Source organism: Phocaeicola paurosaccharolyticus JCM 15092, assembly GCF_000613805.1.
GTDB classification, from domain to species: domain Bacteria; phylum Bacteroidota; class Bacteroidia; order Bacteroidales; family Bacteroidaceae; genus Phocaeicola; species Phocaeicola paurosaccharolyticus.
The window spans coordinates 44,394-61,915 of sequence record NZ_BAJR01000021.1 but is presented as its reverse complement, the minus strand read 5'-3'; the positions used below and the strand labels follow the sequence as shown (position 1 = coordinate 61,915).

Annotated in this window: 8 protein-coding genes and 1 pseudogene; 1 reads left to right on the top strand and 8 read right to left on the bottom strand. The window is 37.1% G+C overall.

Annotation, left to right across the window (positions count from 1 at the left end; genetic code table 11):
• Positions 1 to 81: 81 nt before the first annotated feature.
• Positions 82 to 4,128 (top strand): hybrid sensor histidine kinase/response regulator transcription factor, encoded by a 4,047-nt coding sequence (locus tag JCM15092_RS09700; RefSeq protein WP_034541866.1) that lies wholly within the window; start codon positions 82 to 84, stop codon positions 4,126 to 4,128.
• A gap of 242 nt (positions 4,129 to 4,370) precedes the next feature.
• Here the strand turns inward: JCM15092_RS09700 and JCM15092_RS09695 are convergent, their stop codons facing one another.
• The 8 genes and pseudogenes from JCM15092_RS09695 to JCM15092_RS15705 all read right to left on the bottom strand — a co-directional run bounded on the left by JCM15092_RS09695 (position 4,371) and on the right by JCM15092_RS15705 (position 17,504).
• Positions 4,371 to 5,822, bottom strand: coding sequence for a family 43 glycosylhydrolase (locus JCM15092_RS09695; protein ID WP_051532533.1), 1,452 nt, complete (start codon positions 5,820 to 5,822; stop codon positions 4,371 to 4,373).
• Between the two features lie 22 nt (positions 5,823 to 5,844).
• The gene (locus tag JCM15092_RS17580; RefSeq protein WP_235782322.1) at positions 5,845 to 7,353 is read right to left on the bottom strand and encodes an alpha/beta hydrolase; all 1,509 of its coding nucleotides are present in this window, start codon (positions 7,351 to 7,353) and stop codon (positions 5,845 to 5,847) included.
• Between the two features lie 48 nt (positions 7,354 to 7,401).
• Positions 7,402 to 9,342: a sialate O-acetylesterase gene (locus tag JCM15092_RS09680; RefSeq protein WP_024994482.1), complete on the bottom strand. Its 1,941-nt coding sequence runs from the start codon at positions 9,340 to 9,342 to the stop codon at positions 7,402 to 7,404.
• A gap of 221 nt (positions 9,343 to 9,563) precedes the next feature.
• Entirely contained in the window at positions 9,564 to 11,804 is a 2,241-nt protein-coding gene (locus JCM15092_RS09675; RefSeq protein WP_024994481.1) for an endo-1,4-beta-xylanase, read from the bottom strand.
• A 32-nt stretch (positions 11,805 to 11,836) separates the two neighbouring features.
• On the bottom strand, positions 11,837 to 12,862 hold the full coding sequence (locus JCM15092_RS09670) for a DUF5627 domain-containing protein (RefSeq protein ID WP_024994480.1): 1,026 nt from the start codon (positions 12,860 to 12,862) through the stop codon (positions 11,837 to 11,839).
• A gap of 26 nt (positions 12,863 to 12,888) precedes the next feature.
• Positions 12,889 to 14,666 (bottom strand): annotated as a pseudogene (locus JCM15092_RS15710) (RagB/SusD family nutrient uptake outer membrane protein).
• Between the two features lie 19 nt (positions 14,667 to 14,685).
• Positions 14,686 to 15,126 carry a hypothetical protein gene (locus JCM15092_RS17575; RefSeq protein WP_235782321.1) on the bottom strand — a complete coding sequence of 147 codons (441 nt, stop codon included), beginning with the start codon at positions 15,124 to 15,126 and terminating at the stop codon, positions 14,686 to 14,688.
• Positions 15,123 to 17,504, bottom strand: a complete 2,382-nt coding sequence (locus JCM15092_RS15705; RefSeq protein WP_235782320.1) for a TonB-dependent receptor plug domain-containing protein — start codon at positions 17,502 to 17,504, stop codon at positions 15,123 to 15,125. The genes JCM15092_RS17575 and JCM15092_RS15705 overlap by 4 nt, the downstream gene beginning before the upstream one ends.
• Positions 17,505 to 17,522 lie beyond the last annotated feature (18 nt).

Sequence of the window (17,522 nt, the reverse complement as noted above, 5' to 3'; positions counted from 1 at the left end):
TAATGTAGTATATTTGTATTAGAAGAATAACCCGAAAAACCTTAAGAGTACTTTGTGACAAAACGAGTTCTAAACAATATTATGAGAAAAACACTATGCATTATTGCCTTGATATTGCAGGTTATTACTGCGAATAGTCAGACCTGTCATCTGTTTACATCTGATAGAGAGCTGTCGAGTACTATGATAAACAAGATCTATCAGGATCGTAACAATATGATATGGATAGCGACCGAAGATGGGCTAAACCGTTATGATGGGAGTAAGTTCACCATATATAAGAATAATCCTAATGATACATACTCTTTATGTAACAACTATGTAAAAACGATCTTTGAAGATAGCAAAGGGAGACTATTTATAGGGACACACAATGGAGTTCAGATGTATAACCCTGCCACAGATAAATTCAGCAAAAAAGCACTTCTACCAAATAGTAAGCCATTCGAAAGCAATATAATCGACATCATCGAAAGAAGTAATGGTGAATTATGGGTATCCGGTAATATATTATGTACACTAGAAGTGAAAGGAGAAGAACTATATGTTAAACATATAGATCTTCCTATTCCTCCATTTTTCTGTGATTTTATCGTGGAAGATAAGGATAAAAACATGTGGATAAGCAACGAAGTGAATGGTATATTTCGTATATCTCCTGGTAATAAGATTAAACGTTATCTGAATAACGAAAGTAACTTATCTATAACCGATATGAAAAAAGACCTACTTGGTAATATTTACGTTGGTACAATTGGAAAAGGGTTACTGAAATATTCAAAAAGTAAAGATGAATTTGTTGAAATAGCCAATAACACTAATGACGAATTGCCAATTAAGACTATTTATATTGACAAGAAGAATAACATCTACATCGGTACAGATGGAAAAGGACTTAAAACTGTATCTGGTTCGAAACAATCTATATATAACAAGTATATAAACAATAATTTTTTTGATGGTAATAAGGCTAAAGTCCACTCTATCCTTATAGACAATGCCGGTAATACATGGCTAGCAATATTCCAGAAGGGAACAATGATGATTCCTGCTCAGTCAAATAATTTCAGTTATATTGGTCATAAATCTATTAGTAAGAATTTTATCGGCTCCAGCTGTATAACATCATTTTTCAGAGATAAAGATAACTACCTTTGGATAGGAACCGACAATGACGGACTATATGGCATTACTCCGAATGAAACATTCTATAAACATTTCAGTTCCGGTAACAATAACCAGACAGTTCCCCCAAGCATAATGTGCGTATATGAAGATTCCGAAAGGAACTTATGGATAGGATCTTATACTAAAGGAGTAGCTACTATAGATAGAAGGACCGGGAAATGCTCCTATTTGAATAGTCTGAAAGATAGTAAAGGGAAGAGCGTACAACGTGTCTACTCATTAGCTGAAGACAGCAATAAAAGACTTTGGATTGCATCTATGGGATCAGGCATTTTCTACTATGACATGAAAGCGAAGGATATTAAATTTCCTAAGGAGATAAACAGAGATAACAGATGGGTTAACTGCTTGATATACTCACCAAGAGACAAAAAAATATATGCTGGGAATTATGATGGAATTAACTGTATAGATATCAGCCAGGAAAATAGTTTCAACAATGAGATAATACTTAGAAAACACATTGTATACTCATTATACCAAGACAAAAAAGGAATTCTATGGGCTGGGACTTCAGAAGGGCTTGTTAGTGTAGATACAAAGACAAAGAAAATAGATAAATACACTATCAAAGAGGGTCTTTCAGGGAATATTGTATATGCTATTCAAGGTGATAGCAAAGGAAATTTGTGGATAAGTACCAACTACGGAATGACACAATTCAACACTAAGACCAAACATACGACTAATTACTATATGGGTGATGGACTGCAGGGTAATGAATTTTATAAAAACGCCTCTATAAGGGACGTTGACGGAACATTATGGTTTGGTGGTATAAATGGTATTACATATTTCAATCCTGATGATATTTCAAATCCGGGTTCAAATATGAACATACGTATAACTGATTTCTATCTGAAAGATCAGCCTGTAAGAATGGGGACACTATCAGATGGTGACGAAATTATAGATGGTCCTGTATTCGATGCCAAAGATTTTTATCTGGGACATAATGATAACAGTTTCAGTATAGAGTTCTCATGTATTGAGATGGCCAATCCTGAGGGTATTACTTATATGTACTCACTTGATGGTGATTCATGGATAAAATTACCTAAAGGAACAAACAGAGCTTCCTTGGTTGATCTCTCTCCTGGAGATTATACGTTCATGGTTAAAGCTGTGAACAACAACAGAGAGTCAAACACAGCCCAAATTAGTATTCATATAGCTTCACCATGGTGGAAAACAGGTATTGCCTATTTCATCTATTTTATCATAGTATCTATTATAATAGTTTATGTAATAAGAACAATGATGAACAGATACGAAATAAAGGAGAAGATGCTTCAGCATAAACATAGTGAAGATATAAATGAAGCTAAGTTGCAATTCTTTATAAATATCTCTCATGAGATACGTACACCTATTTCATTAATCATCAGCCCACTTCAAAGGCTTTTAGATAGTGATAAAGATAGTACCAGACAAAAAATATATCACACTATATATAATAATTCACAGAGGATATTGCTCTTGTTAAATCAACTTATGGATGTCCGAAAGATAGATAAGGGTCTTATGAACCTATCTTTCAAAAAGACTGATATTAGTGCATTCATAAAAAATATTTGTGAGATATTCACTCACGAATCTAAACTGAAGAATATAAAACTTACACTTCACAACTTCGATAATTTTAACGAAGATGTGTGGGTCGACCCTGCATATTTTGACAAGATAATAATAAACATATTATCTAATGCAATTAAATATACGCCTTCTAACGGAGAGATAGATGTTTTCATTAGAAAAGGATATGATGAAAGTGTTCCTGAACCATTGAATAATTATTTTGAAATAATTATTCAAGACAATGGTATAGGTATATCTAAGGATGAGATAGAGCATATATTCGAAAGATTCTATCAGATAAGAAACAATGTCAACAACACTAATATTGGCACAGGAATAGGACTGCATCTTACATTATCGCTTGTAAAGTTACATCATGGTAGTATAAAAGTTGAGAGTAATACATATGAGTTCAGTGGTACCAAATTCTTCATTCGCATTCCATTAGGGAAATCGCACCTGACAGAAGAGGAGATTGACGAGGGGGCAGATTACTCAATCATGAAAAATGAAAGTTCTAACAAGAATATCTTGCCATTGACATATATTGAAGATGATGATAAGCAGAAGAAGAGAGCAAGTACCAAATTCAAGATACTAATAGTCGACGACGATGATGATATCCGAAAATATCTTTCTGATGAGTTAAATTCAGATTTTCATATTATTGAGAGTGGAGATGGTAAAGAGGCGTTGGACTTAGTATTCAAGACAAAGCCAGACCTTGTTTTAAGCGACATCATGATGCCTGGTATTGATGGTATTTCTCTATGTAGAAAGATTAAGCAAAACGTAACACTCAATCATATACCTGTAATATTACTTACAGCTAAGATTGAAGATGAAGATAACCTTGACGCTTTGAAAAATGGTGCTGACTCGTACATGACAAAACCATTTAATATTGAGATACTTAAAAGAACTATATTCAATTTGATACGTAGCAGGGAGAGCCTGAAAGCACAGATATACGAGGAGAAGACTAAAGAGAAAGAGATGATAAAGCTCAAGGTTGACTCTCCTGATGATAAGCTTATGCAGAGAATAATGAAATCTATCAATAATAATATTGGTAACCCTAATTTCACTATTGAGACTCTATCAAAAGATGTGGGTATAAGCAGAGTACATCTTCATAGAAAGCTGAAAGAACTTACTAATCAGACTACACGTGACTTCATTAGGAACATACGGCTCAGCCAGGCAGCACAATTGCTATCAGAGAAGCATTATACTATAAATGAAGTTGCCACATTAATTGGTTTCTCGAATGCAAATAACTTCTCAACAAGCTTTAAGGAGTTATATGGAGTTACTCCTACTGAATATATGGAAAACAACTTATTAAAGAAAGATAAGTAAGCAAGTACTGCTTACAACAACCTATAACAATATTGCTTTTCAATGGCTTTATTATGTTTCACAATTAGAAATATAATAAAGCCATTACTGTATCATAGCATAGCCATAATAAACAATCAGATATCCTTATCTGAAGAGAATAATGACATTGGAAAATTCTCACCACAGATATAAAAAAGTCCGGCAATGTTTAGCTAACAACACATTGCCGGACTTAAAAATATAAATTAATAAAAAATCACCTATTTCTTGTACTTAAAGCTCCACTTAGAGTTATCACTCTTCATATCAAATTTAGCAAGAGTAGGAGTACTATCACCAACAGATATTAAAGCTAATTTCTCGTCAGTCCCTGGAACCGCCTTTGGCATTATACGATAAGTACCATCTGTGAGTTGTTCAATTCTCCATAGTTGTTCATTAGCACCTGTAAATTTAGGAACTGCTACAACCTCTTTGTTTGCATTTGCAGCCAAAGTACGATCTGTTCCTGCAATCTGAATCTTATAGTATAGTCCTCCAAAATATCCACCAGCTTCAGGTACAGCAGTAATAGTCCATCTCTGACTTGGGCGATCCATATAATCATTAGCTCTCACTCCTACCTCACCTGCAGGCCAAGTAGCCTCAACATCTTTCAATGTTTGTGAAGCTACAGGTTTCACAGGTTCATTGTCCTCTGCTCTGAACCAGCGCATACCACCAGGCATTCTAACAAAATCGACAGCCAATTCTAGTGCATATCCACGTCTTTCAGACTCTATTTCATATGTACCTTCTTCAAACTTCTCTCCTGATACAGGCCATCCATTCTTCCAAACTAAAGGACGTATAGCAAGTACACTCCTACCACTCTGATCCATGTCGGCTTCATAATGGAAAGACATCTTCTCTACACCGTCTTCCACAATTTCACGAGCGAAATGACCTGGTCCCATCAATCTAGGAGATGCAGCGATAACAAGTTTTCCACCGCCCTGAAGCATATCACGGCCAACATTGTCAATATACGGACCTTCAATACTCTTTGAACGTCCAACTACAATATTATATGTGGAGTTTGAACCATCACAGCATGTGCCATGTGTACCTAGAAGATAATACCACCCATCATTGTACATTAGAGCAGAGGCTTCGCAATCAATAGCAATTGCTTTCTCTTGATTTCCCTGCATACGCTTACCTGTCTTTGGATCAAGTTCTATCAGACGGATATAGCCGAAATAAGTACCGAAAGACATCCACAGACGTCCTGTTGTGGGATCAAGAAGTAATCCTGGATCTATTGCATCCATATCTTCCATTCCATCAGAGAAACAAACCAACTGAGGAGTTGAATATTTAAAATCAGGAGATTTTGGATCGAGTGTCTTGTTCCACATTGTATATATACCACCACTGTGATTACCACCAAGGCCACCACCTGTTGCACCATACACTACAAGATAGCGGTCACCTATCTTCATTGCATCGGGTGCTGCTCCACCACCAGGTCTTACAGCTCCGCTGTTCCATGTCCATCCGTCTTCAGAGATCAGTCCACCCCCACCGGTTCCAAATGTATAATATTTACCATCGCACTCTATAATAGTTGATGGGTCATGAATAAATGGTTTACCCACTTGTGCTGCTGCACTCTCAATCAATAGAGCTCCAAAAAGGAGTGTAGCATATTTCTTTATATTTGGTTTCATAATATTTCTAATTCAGATTATTCTATTTATAACTTACAGTAATACCCTTAACAGGTTCTCCGTTCTCGTCGATAAAGCGAACACAGAAATCACTCATACCAGGACCATTGATAACAGCTCCACGTACAATGTTCTTTCCCTTCTTAAGAGTCATTCTTGGAGATACACAGTCATCCTTAACCATACGTCTGTCGTTAGAAAGCATTATAGCTGGTTCACCATTCAACCACCATTGAGATCCTGAATTAGAACCTACAGCCATTCTCACATTCTTTATTTCCTTATCTGAGTTTATAACGGTAACATTCCAATACAAAACGCCATAGATAGGTTTCTGTAATCCATATGATAAACGGAATAGTTTTACATTGAAGTTCTTGCTGTCAAGAGCATGCCATTTAAGTTTATCCTTTCCTACCTTAACAGTCTGACCATCCTTAGGAGTCATAGTGAATTGGTTAGCAAAATAGGTAGTATCGCACAATACACGTTTCAGATAGCTGTCTGTGAATATAGCATTTGTACGACTTGGTTTGCTTATTGGTTCAAGAATTAACCAACGACGTATAAATCCATCATTATCAACAGCGACTTCTTCTGCTGCATCTTTGTAAAAATAGTTGTCGAAACTCTTCTTAATATCATTCTTTGCATGTTTTTCGAAAAATGATGTCATCTTCTTGAATGTAACTTCATTGAAAGTGATAGGGCCGTGTTGTCCATCAGGAATTAACATAAACTCATCAAGTATTTTATTCTCTTTCAATAGGTCAGCAAAGTTCTTACTCTGGCAGTAAGGAACCACGTTGTCTGCATCACCATGTATTACCAAGAACTTTGGATCATTCTTATCTACATATGTCATTGGGTTAAGAAGAGCAATCATGTCTAGGTTATCTGCAGGTGCACCACCTATCAAAGCTGCTTCAGGGGAATCAGCACCTTTTGTAGTGCTACAGTTCTCCATCTTACTCATATCTATAGGACCAAACCAGTCGACTACAGCATCGACATTGCTTGAGAATTTCTTGTAGTTTCCTACATTTCCCTCAATATCAACAGTCTTTGAGCCTACTGTATAACTTTTAACACCATTTGTAGTACCAGCCAATGATGAAAGATGACCGCCTGATGAGAATCCAGTTATACCAATAAATGATGTATCGAAGTTATATTTAGCAGCATTTCCACGTATATAGCGTATAGCTGCTTTTACATCGTTAATCTGAGCCGGGAATTTTGCATCTCCACTTGAGCGATGATTGATTGATACAACAGCAAAACCTGCATTCAAAAGAGGTTTTCCCATACTTTGGAAAGCCATCTGCTTAGCGTTGTTTGCAAACCAAGCACTGCCATAGATAAGGACAACGACTTTATACTTAGCTTGTCCGTTGCCAGGAAGATAGATGTCAAGTTTATGACCCTCCAGGTTATCATCAGCATAATTGATATCCTTCCATTGTCTCTCCTGTGAGAAAGAGAACAATGCACAAGATAACATGCAAATAATACACAGTAATTTTTTCATATAACTACAATAAATTAGTTATTATTAGATTTTAAAGTATTCGTATCGTTATTTTTTAAAAAGATGAGGTATAAATTCATTTAGGCATCTCTTCCAAGTAAGCCATTCATGAGCAGTACCTTGAGACTTATATTCAGCAACATTAATACCCATATCTTTCAAGGATTTTACCAATTGGTCTGTTCCCATATTCTCCTCTGTACCACTACCAAGGAATAGGTAATGAACTCGCTTATTGAAGCTTTCAGCATCCTGGAATACACCATTGAATGCATTCTTTACGTCAAGTCCAAATATAGCACCGCTGAAACCACCAATATATGAGAATTTATCAAGATTAGTCATTGTGATATCGAATGTCTGTTTTCCTCCCCATGAGAGACCTGCCATAGCACGGTGCTCACGATCTGTATATGTACGGAACTCTTTATCTACCATAGGAATAAGATCATTTAACATAAGTGCTGCAAATGAGCCACCATAAAGTTCACGCTCACTATTTGCATTTCTTCCTGCACGTGGACGGAAACCAACCTCCACATCGCCACTCTCCATGACAACAATCATTGGTTCACATTTTCCCTCAGCAATCTGATTATCAAGAATATTATACATCAGACCTTGTGTAGACCATCCTGTTTCATCCTCTCCCATTCCATGCTGTAAATAAAGTACAGGGAAACGTTTTTTCTTGTTCTTGTCATATTCAGCCGGAGTATATACATAACAACGACGGAACTTTTTCTGAGTGTTAGAGTAGTATGTACATATTCTTACCTGACCATGAGGAACATCTTTTGTTTTGTAGTAATCAACCTCATCTCCTTCTGGTACCTCTATTCCACTGGCCATACGACTACATCCGAAATAAGTATTGCTCATAGGGTCGATGACAGAGAACCCGTCAACTAAGAGAAAATAGTAGTGGAAACCAACAACCAATGGATCTGTCTTAGCTGTCCACCATCCGTTTTCGTCTCTGTTCATATCATATTTCTTTCCACATACATCTACTTGGAGACGTTTTACATCAGGAGCAAATACACGGAAATATGCTCTGTTCTCTTTATCTAAACGTGGAAAATCACAGCCGTGCATATTTGAAGAAGCAGGTTCTGTGCTATTAATAATGTCTTCAGGAGTCATCAGATGTTTACCCATGAGTTTAAGCATCTGTTCTGCATAACGGCGACCAAGTATTCTATATCCTGCAGCATCGAAATGAAGATGGTCGAAAGCGCAATTCAAACCTTTTGACGAAGCAACAGCACTGTTCTTAATAACCTGAGGAAGAGTATTAATTATTTCGTTCATGCTTGCACATGCACCTTTATGGTCGGCATTTACAACTTCACCAGCTATCAATGGTACATCCTCACTCTTAAGATTCAGTTGTGAAAGGATATCATCATATATACCTTTTACCTTTTGAGGCCAATCTTTTTCATTTGTATTTGATTCTCCCTGATGCAAAAGAATACCTTTAATAACGCCATCCTTCTGAGCAAGCTTTGCCATTTCGATAAGTCTTGCATATGGATCACCATCATATTCCTTTATCATGCCTTTCATCCATGATGGAGATTCCTTTGCTATATATTCCTTATATTTGTCTTTTTGGAACAATTCTATTTTGCATCCACCGATAGCAACATGAACAATTCCTATTTTAACATTATCTGGAAGATTTTCGAGCATAGTACGTCCGAAATAATCTACAGGAGTAAGGCCTGTGCTTTCACGGCAAAGTGGTGAACGTGCAGGGCACCATTTCCCTTTTTCACGGCCAAGCGATTTGGCATCTACAGCTGAAAGAAGTTTGAAACGAGAACTAACGATAGTATCTTGAGCCTCATATCGAGCATTACCCTCCATGTTTGACTGACCAAGACATAAGTAAATATAGAATTTGGGATTTTGTGCAGAAGCTCCCACACTAAAGAGCAGCAATGCAACAAAACAGAATAATGATAAAGCGTGTTTTTTCATTGTAAATAATATTTTTGTTATACCACAAAGTAAACTATCTTTATTCATTTGGCACGATGCGAAATGTTACAAATAGTATACTCTATATTACATACACTATTTTTTTTATTGATTTCCCCATTTCATAGCACTGTTTATGAATATTGGGGGTATATATAAAAAAGATAGTGGAGCATTTATACTCCACTATCAAGTAAGGACATAATAATAATTATAACCTATTATTTGTTTGATAAACCATTTGCAAATCCTGCATATGTATGCTTTCTGTAATAGTTAGCATCCCATAAACCGGTAGGCTCACCACCACGCCAAGAACTACTTTCAGGGCTATCTGTCATACACCACTGAGTGATACCATAACGTTGAGCAGCTGGAATGATTTCGAAATACTTCTTAATAATGAATGTATAGAAACCAGCCATTGCCCTATGTTGCTCATCAGTAAGGTTAGCAGTTTTTACTGACTTACCAGATCCATCAACATAGCCCATATCAAGTTCTGTTATCTTAACAAGCTTACCACTAGCAGCCATAAGTTTGAACATCTCAACGATATGTTCTTCTTTGCTCTTCTGAGTTGCAGGGTCTGCAAAGTAAGAGATATGCATCTGAGTACCGATACCATCAATCTTAGTTACCTTATCAGATTCCCAAGTACCTATCCAATGAATCAAGCTCTTTAGTTTCTTGTTATCATCCCAATCAGATTCCAAGTTATAGTCATTGATAAAGAGTTTCAATTTTGCAGGATCACCTTCAAACTCTTTGAAGTACTTACGAGCTGCAGCTACAGCAGTTCTAACATAGAGTGTATCACCCATGTTGTCCTGCCAGTAGAAGTTATTCTTAGCGTCATCTGCACTTACATTCTTAACAGACTGTAAGTCATAAAAGCCATCGCTATTTTTGTCTACTCCAGAAAGAGCCTCGTTAACTACATCCCATGAAGTAACGTAGCCACCACAAGCTTGCATCATACCCTTAACCCAGTTGTTCATAGCCCATACAAGAGTATCACGTTTCTCTTCTTTGGTCAATGGTATTGAGTTAAGTTCCTGAACTTCTACTAATCGATCTACAAATCTTGCAGGTCCTGTCGTACCTCTGCTCTCTTTTGCAATATAATTAACTTTCATGTTATCATCGTCACAAGAGCTATTCTTAATCAATTCAACTCCATTAACTTTGAAACTTATATCATCAAAATAATAAGCATTCGCCTCTTTAAAGTCATTCATGTTAAATGCAATAGAGCTACCTCCTGCCATACTAGCATCAAATTTACCTGTTGCTTCGAACAGAGTCCATTTTCTTGCAAAAGGAACACTTCCAATAGCAGCCCAATGTTTGTAATCACCAGCTACATTTGTATGTATCTGAGTTCCGATAGTAGCAGCCTTGTCGGCTCTTACATTCATAGAAACAGTCCAAGTATCACCCTCTTTGAAAACCTGATCAGTCATAATCCAGAACTGAGTATCCCAAGCAGCATCAACCATATCGCTAGATTTAACCTGGATACATCTACGTTCTACCTCAACTTCAACCTCAGTTTTTGGAGCTTCATAGTGAACAACCTTAACATACTTAATCTGAATAGTACCAGCAAAAAGACCTGATTGAGTCATTAAGTGACCTCCATCAACAACTGCTGTAAAAGGTAATTCAAACTCTTTCCAATCAGTAGTAAAGTTTACTGAAGGAAGCGAAGCACGCTCACTCCATGAACCAAGTCCTAAAGTAAGAGTTCCGGCAGCAGATCCTTTAACCATTATTTTTAATGAGTAGCTCTGACCTTTTTTAGTAGTGATGTTATCTGCTGTATGATACTGAACATTATAATTCTGATCTCTAACAACAGGGTTCACAACTTCCAGACATCCTAAAGAAGAGTTTATTCCAATAGAAGCATCAGCAGGTATACCTTTCCAGAAAGTATATGGACTCTTAGAGTAGTCAACTTCGTAATCCACTATTTCCACTTTCTTAGTCGGGTCAATATCAATCTTTTTATTAGCAAGCAATGAATTCAAATACTTAGTGTTCTGCTGAGAATGCCAAGCTAAAGTATGACCATAGACAGTAGTACCCGCTTCTTTGGCAGCTTTAACAAAAGCAGAAACAGTAGAGAAATTCATTGAACCGTCATTTCCAACTACTGATGCATACTTCATAGCATTTCCTGCTGTGATTTCATCAAAGTTAGCATTTGCTAAACGGTAAACCAATCCTTTCTTAATATAATCTTCGGCTTCAATAGCGCCACCTAATTTAAAGTTCGGATCTGTTTCACGGTTGACATATGACTTCAAGAAATCATAATCATTCAGATACTCTAGTTGTTCTAGCACAGCTGGCTTATCAACAGGAAAGTCAAACAGCGAATCGTCAACACATGATGTTGTCAATACAGCAGCGCTAAATAGAGTACAACCTAATATATAATTTATCTTTTTCATGTTTTGTAAATTAATCGATTAAGAGGTTCTTACTATTTCTTTACAATCGAAAATTGCTCTTTAATCATTTGACGGTCAAGAACAACCAAAGTATCAACTGTTGAACATTTGATTCCGGCATATTCGAGATTATAGTTCAAATATAAAGCATCACGATCTTTTTCACCCCAACTTTTCTTCTCACCCAAAGTAACAAATTTACCTGAGCCAGAAGCTTTAACACCTGTAGATGTAGAAGAGATAGTACATTCACCATTTTCATTAAATGTCAACAAAAGCTTGCAATCAACAAGTTTACCTGAAGTATCCTTAGCAGGATAGTTCCATAATAATTGATTCAAACCTTTTGTAGAAAATGAGTTTACAACTTCATCTTTCTCAACATATTTTGCATGACGAACCACTGTACCTGTTTTATCACCAGAGAATGTATCAATACCACGACGCAAATAAGCTGCATCGTACTTATTAATGTACTTCACTGCATATAAAATATAGTCTTTAGGCTGAACATCCCAGTCACTCTTAATACCACGACGAGGATTTGTTACCAAAGCTTTACCATGAAGTATAGAATCTGCACCCTGAACATCTGTCATTACAATAGGAATAACGTAATTATTCTCTAGTGCTAATGGATCAGCAAAGAATGCATCAGTCAATTGTACGGTTACACCACCAATAACCTTTCCGTTTTTAATAGTCATCTTGTCGTTTGAAGACAAAGTGTAGTGAGTTGATGGTAAAGGCAAAATATCTCTACCTGTATCCTCAAAAGCCAAGCCATCACACAATGAATTATCTACTTGGAAAGAGATATTGATATCTTTATTATTACTGTATACACCACCCATAGTAGCCATTACCTGACATTGATGCAAGTTATCGATTGATGTATCAAACGAAGGGTCATCACCTAGGCAAATTGTACGTACAGGGCTTTGATAAGCAAAATAAACAGTAGAGTATTCGTAGTCGGGGAATTCCCAATCTCCGTTTTGACAAGAGGTAAAAATTCCTCCCACGAATGCTAAAAGTAGATATAATGATTTTTTCATTTTCATATTCTTTAAAAATTAATGAATTACCAACCTTGATTCTGTAACAAGTTACTGAACTTAATAACTTCACCATAAGGTATTGGACCATAGTACATGTGATCTTTATAATCACGCTTTTCTACTTCAATATAAGAAGGTGCATCAGTACCCTTAATCTTTATACCCTTAGCAGCTTCATTAAGAGGTGCTTTCCAACGACGCAAATCCCAGAAACGGAAACCTTCAAAACAGAGTTCCAAACGACGTTCGTTACGGATCAACTCACGCATCTTATTTTTATCAGATTTGATTGATTCCAAGTAAGCATCACCATTTTTTAAACCTATACCTGCACGTTTACGGATAGCCTTGATTACATCATAAGCTGAATATCCGTGTGAACCTGTACCTGTAGGTCCCCAAGCTTCATTAGCAGCCTCAGCATATCCTAAGAAAATCTCAGTATAGCGTATGAATGGTTTGATATGATATTGTTCTGTTTTAGAGTTTGGATCAGCATTTACTGACTGACACAACAACTTCTTCATATAGTAACCAGTACGAGTTGAAGTCTCTGTCTTATTCAATGCGTCATTGCTTGTTCCATCTTCAGCTGTTGTAATAACCTTATTTTGAGAACCAGCTTTTGCTCCATTATACAAAATATAATTTGCCAAACGTGGGTCACGGTTTGCATAAGGATTAGCTTTATAAGCTGTGTTCTGTGAAATAGGATAACCATCTAACATAGGGAATGCATCTACCAAGTTCTGAGTTGGATTTACACGTCCCTTACCGAATAGTGTTGGAGGATAGTTGTCAGCTTCAAGTGTACTACTCTTTTCCTTATTAGAACGCCAAAGCATTTCAGGAGCGTTGTATCCTGCAGCCATCTTTTCAATTTGACTACCATCAACATACCAGAGGTTACCGGTAGGGTCAAGTTTAGATACAGGATTAGATCCTAATTTATCCAAAACATCGGCCATTTTATTAGCGGCCTCTTCCCAAGTAACACCACTAGCAGCATAAGCTGGACTGGCAGCTAAGAGAGCAGCCTGAGCTTTGATAGCGCGAGCAATCTTAGCACTCATACGGTTCTTGGCATTATCACCAAAAACACGAGTATATTGTCCTGAAGTAACACCTAAAGCACGGTATTTTTGTGGGACCTGATTATCATCAGTGATATCTCCATATTCTTCAGGTAACATGCTAATGGCTAAATCAGCGTCTTCATTAAGCTGTTTGATACAATCTGCAAATGAGCTTCTCGGAATATTGAAATCAGAACCAAGGTTCTCAGATTGCAATAGAATAGGTATACCGGATAATTGTCCGTTTACATCTACTCCGGCATGAGCCATCAAAAGATGATACATAAATAGTGCACGCATTCCATACGCATCACCTTTAAAACGCTCTTTGAACATTTCTGCAACCAATGGGTCAGCAGCCCAATTTACCTTATCAGTTACCTCGATAAACTGGTTGATATATTGCCAAGAAGCACGTAGATTCTGCCAGCGGTCCAAAGGATTATTATTAGCACGCCATGAACTGTAGCCATTATACGTAAATTGCTCTTCGGATCATTTGATACTGCATCATCTGTAGCCACATCATTAAATGACCATGCTCCCAAAGGATTACTGATGTAAGCATGTCCAAGCATACCGACAGCCCAAGCTGGTAGCTCCTCAAGAGCAGAAGCACCTTTATGGTTTTCAATAGCCGGATCAAAGAGGTCATCACATCCCGTATTCAGGGTCATTGCTGCTGTCATTATTGCAGCTATAGCAGTGAGTCTTATCTTTTTCATATTATATTCACTTTTTAGGTTAGAAAGTAGCTTTAACACCGATATTGTAGAAGCGAGTTTGAGGTGCGCTACCTACATTCATCTCAAAATGCTTACGTTCCTTAGAAATAGTAAGCAAGTTATTACCATTAACAAAGAAGTTCAAGCCCTTAACAAAAGAACCATTCAACAAATATTTAGGTAAATCATAGGATACTTGTACCTGAGCCAATTCAAAACGATCGGTCTTAAACATCCAGAAATCAGAAGCGCGGAAGTTATTCTCACCATTAGTAGTAGTTAGACGAGGATAAGTAGCAGTTGCTGCTGTTTCAGGTGTCCAACGATTTAGGACAGCATCAGAGTACTTGTTATCACCTCTTACCCAATAATAAGAATTATCCTTGAATCCTTTACCACCAAAGAATCCATTACCACGAGCATAGAATGTAAAGTTATTCCACTTAGCTGTTAAGTTCAACCTAATACCATAGGTATATCACTACGGCCTAAGAAAACTTCGTCATTACTATCGATTGTGTTATCTCCATTCTGATCAATATACTTGATATCACCAGGCTTAACTTCACCAAATTGTTGTGGAGCAGCAGCAATTTCTTCAGCTGTTGTAAAGAAACCATCACTTTGTAATCCCCAAAGACCATTTAATGCTTTACCCATACGGCTTTGATATGCATAAGCATAATTCTCATCACGTTTTTCGATTGTACTCTTTGTATACATACCTGTAACACCTAAACGTAAGTCAACTTCACCAACCTTTTTATTTACTGCTACAGCAAAGTCAATACCTTTACGAGAATCTTTGTTGTAGTTAACATAAGGTATTATAGAAGATGTTGGATAACCTACCTGAGTAAAGTATATAGGATAGAGTGAGTTTGCACGAGCTAATCCACCATCCACATCGTTCATAAAGAAGTTAAGATCGAACTCAATCAACTTGTTCCACATAGAACCACGAAGACCTACGCTAACCTCTTTACGTTTGATATATGTCATATCCATATTGTCACCACGTTGGAATTCAGTAGCTGCTTCACCACCAAGGTCTGCCCATGAATACCATCCACCACGCTGAAGGATTGATTTATATAAATAATATCCCTCTTCGTTATCTGATGTGGTAATATCAAGGTCTTGCTCGATAACACCTGCAGAAGCTGTCAACATCAAATCATCAAATGGAGTATTCTTAAAGAAATCTTCTCCTGTCAAACGCCATCCTAATGTTACTGTTGGTGAGAATCCTGCACGGCCTCCATCAGGTAATTTAGTAGAATATGGCATTGCTGCACTAAAGTCAATATAGTATTTGTGCTTATAGTTATATGATGCCTGGAGACCCAAGTTCATATTACTAACACGATGATATTTACCGCTAGCTTGTGTCTGCCATACATTTGCCAATATCATACCGAATACATTATGATCTTCTGCAAAAGTTCTTGCATAGTCAAACTGACCTGATAAATTGTAAGTATAACGGTAAGATGAGTTACTGATATTCTGACTTCCACTCTTCTCATCTTTATTATACTGAGTAATTGTAGCAATCAAATCTTTTCCAGCATAGTTTGTCCATGTTGGAGAAAAAGTTGCGTATTTATTGCTATAGCCCTGATTATAAGTTGAGGCATAGTCAATACCATATTTTGCACGAAAATGTAAACCTTGCAGCAAAGATCTCAAGTCTATATCGAAGTTTGTATTGAACTGGAACTGACGGCTAACATACTTGCTGTCTCCTGCAGCATATGCGTCAGCAACAGGGTTAGTAGGATCCAACTGAGTACCTCCAAAGAAATACTTACCATCGATGAGGTAGTTACTACCATTGATAATGTTCCAAGAGTTCATATCATTCTCTTCCAAATAGCTCAAAGGAATCAATGGAGAGATACGATTTGGACGCAAAGTTGAAGCTTGCTTCCACCAGTCTGTACTAGCAGTAAAGTTATCGTAGAATGTTACGTTAGCATCTGTCTGTACCTTTATATAATCGTTCATCTTGATATCCACGTTACCACGTACAAAGAAGCGGCTTGTGTAATTATCAGCGGCATTACCTACTTTAAGTAATGTACTTTCACGATAATAGCCGGCAGTTGTATAGAACTGTACACGATTGCTACCACCTGAAATTTCAGCTATAGCTTCGCTACGGTTATACATGCTGCGCAAGAACTCATCGCTATACATATTTAAATTAGGATAACGATAAGGATTTAGTCCTGAACCATGATTGTAAATTTCTGTTTCACTATAAGCAGGAACAAGACCATCATTTGCACGTGCTTCGTTATATAGAGTCATGTACTGAGCAGATCCTAAATATTTTGGATAAGCTTTTGGTACATACATTCCAGAATTTAAGCTAACATTAATACGTGTTTCTCCTATTCTACCACGTTTTGTGGTTATTTGAACCACTCCCTTAGCAGCGCGGCTACCATATAATACCACTGCTGCAGCACCTTTCAAAACGGTTATTTGCTCTATTTCTTGAGGCAACACATTGTTTCCATCACGAACCATACCATCGACAACTACCAAGTAATCGCCCATACCCCAAATATTACCATTAAAGCCTGCTATCTCATTGTTCAAGAAGCTTAAACTGTAATTAGAGTATGCCTTTTGGTTCATTCCCTTCATGTTGACGACAGAAACACCGCCTAAAAGGTCATTTTTCTCGACTGTACGGAAAGCTACCTCAACGGAATTATTCAAGGAATCAACATCCAAACCGCTGGGAATCTCTGTCTGAGCTGATACTGCCACACATGTTAGTGAGAGTGCCAGTCCGCATACGAGTCCTTTATGTATATGTTTCATTGTTATTTCGTTTTAAAG

What these genes read in the sequence shown, in the direction of transcription:
- JCM15092_RS09700 (WP_034541866.1), top strand. Translation starts at nt 82, where the DNA reads ATGAGAAAAACACTATGCATTATTGCCTTGATATTGCAGGTTATTACT.
- JCM15092_RS09695 (WP_051532533.1), bottom strand. Translation starts at nt 5,822, where the DNA reads ATGAAACCAAATATAAAGAAATATGCTACACTCCTTTTTGGAGCTCTA.
- JCM15092_RS17580 (WP_235782322.1), bottom strand. Translation starts at nt 7,353, where the DNA reads ATGAAAAAATTACTGTGTATTATTTGCATGTTATCTTGTGCATTGTTC.
- JCM15092_RS09680 (WP_024994482.1), bottom strand. Translation starts at nt 9,342, where the DNA reads ATGAAAAAACACGCTTTATCATTATTCTGTTTTGTTGCATTGCTGCTC.
- JCM15092_RS09675 (WP_024994481.1), bottom strand. Translation starts at nt 11,804, where the DNA reads ATGAAAAAGATAAATTATATATTAGGTTGTACTCTATTTAGCGCTGCT.
- JCM15092_RS09670 (WP_024994480.1), bottom strand. Translation starts at nt 12,862, where the DNA reads ATGAAAAAATCATTATATCTACTTTTAGCATTCGTGGGAGGAATTTTT.
- JCM15092_RS15705 (WP_235782320.1), bottom strand. Translation starts at nt 17,504, where the DNA reads ATGAAACATATACATAAAGGACTCGTATGCGGACTGGCACTCTCACTA.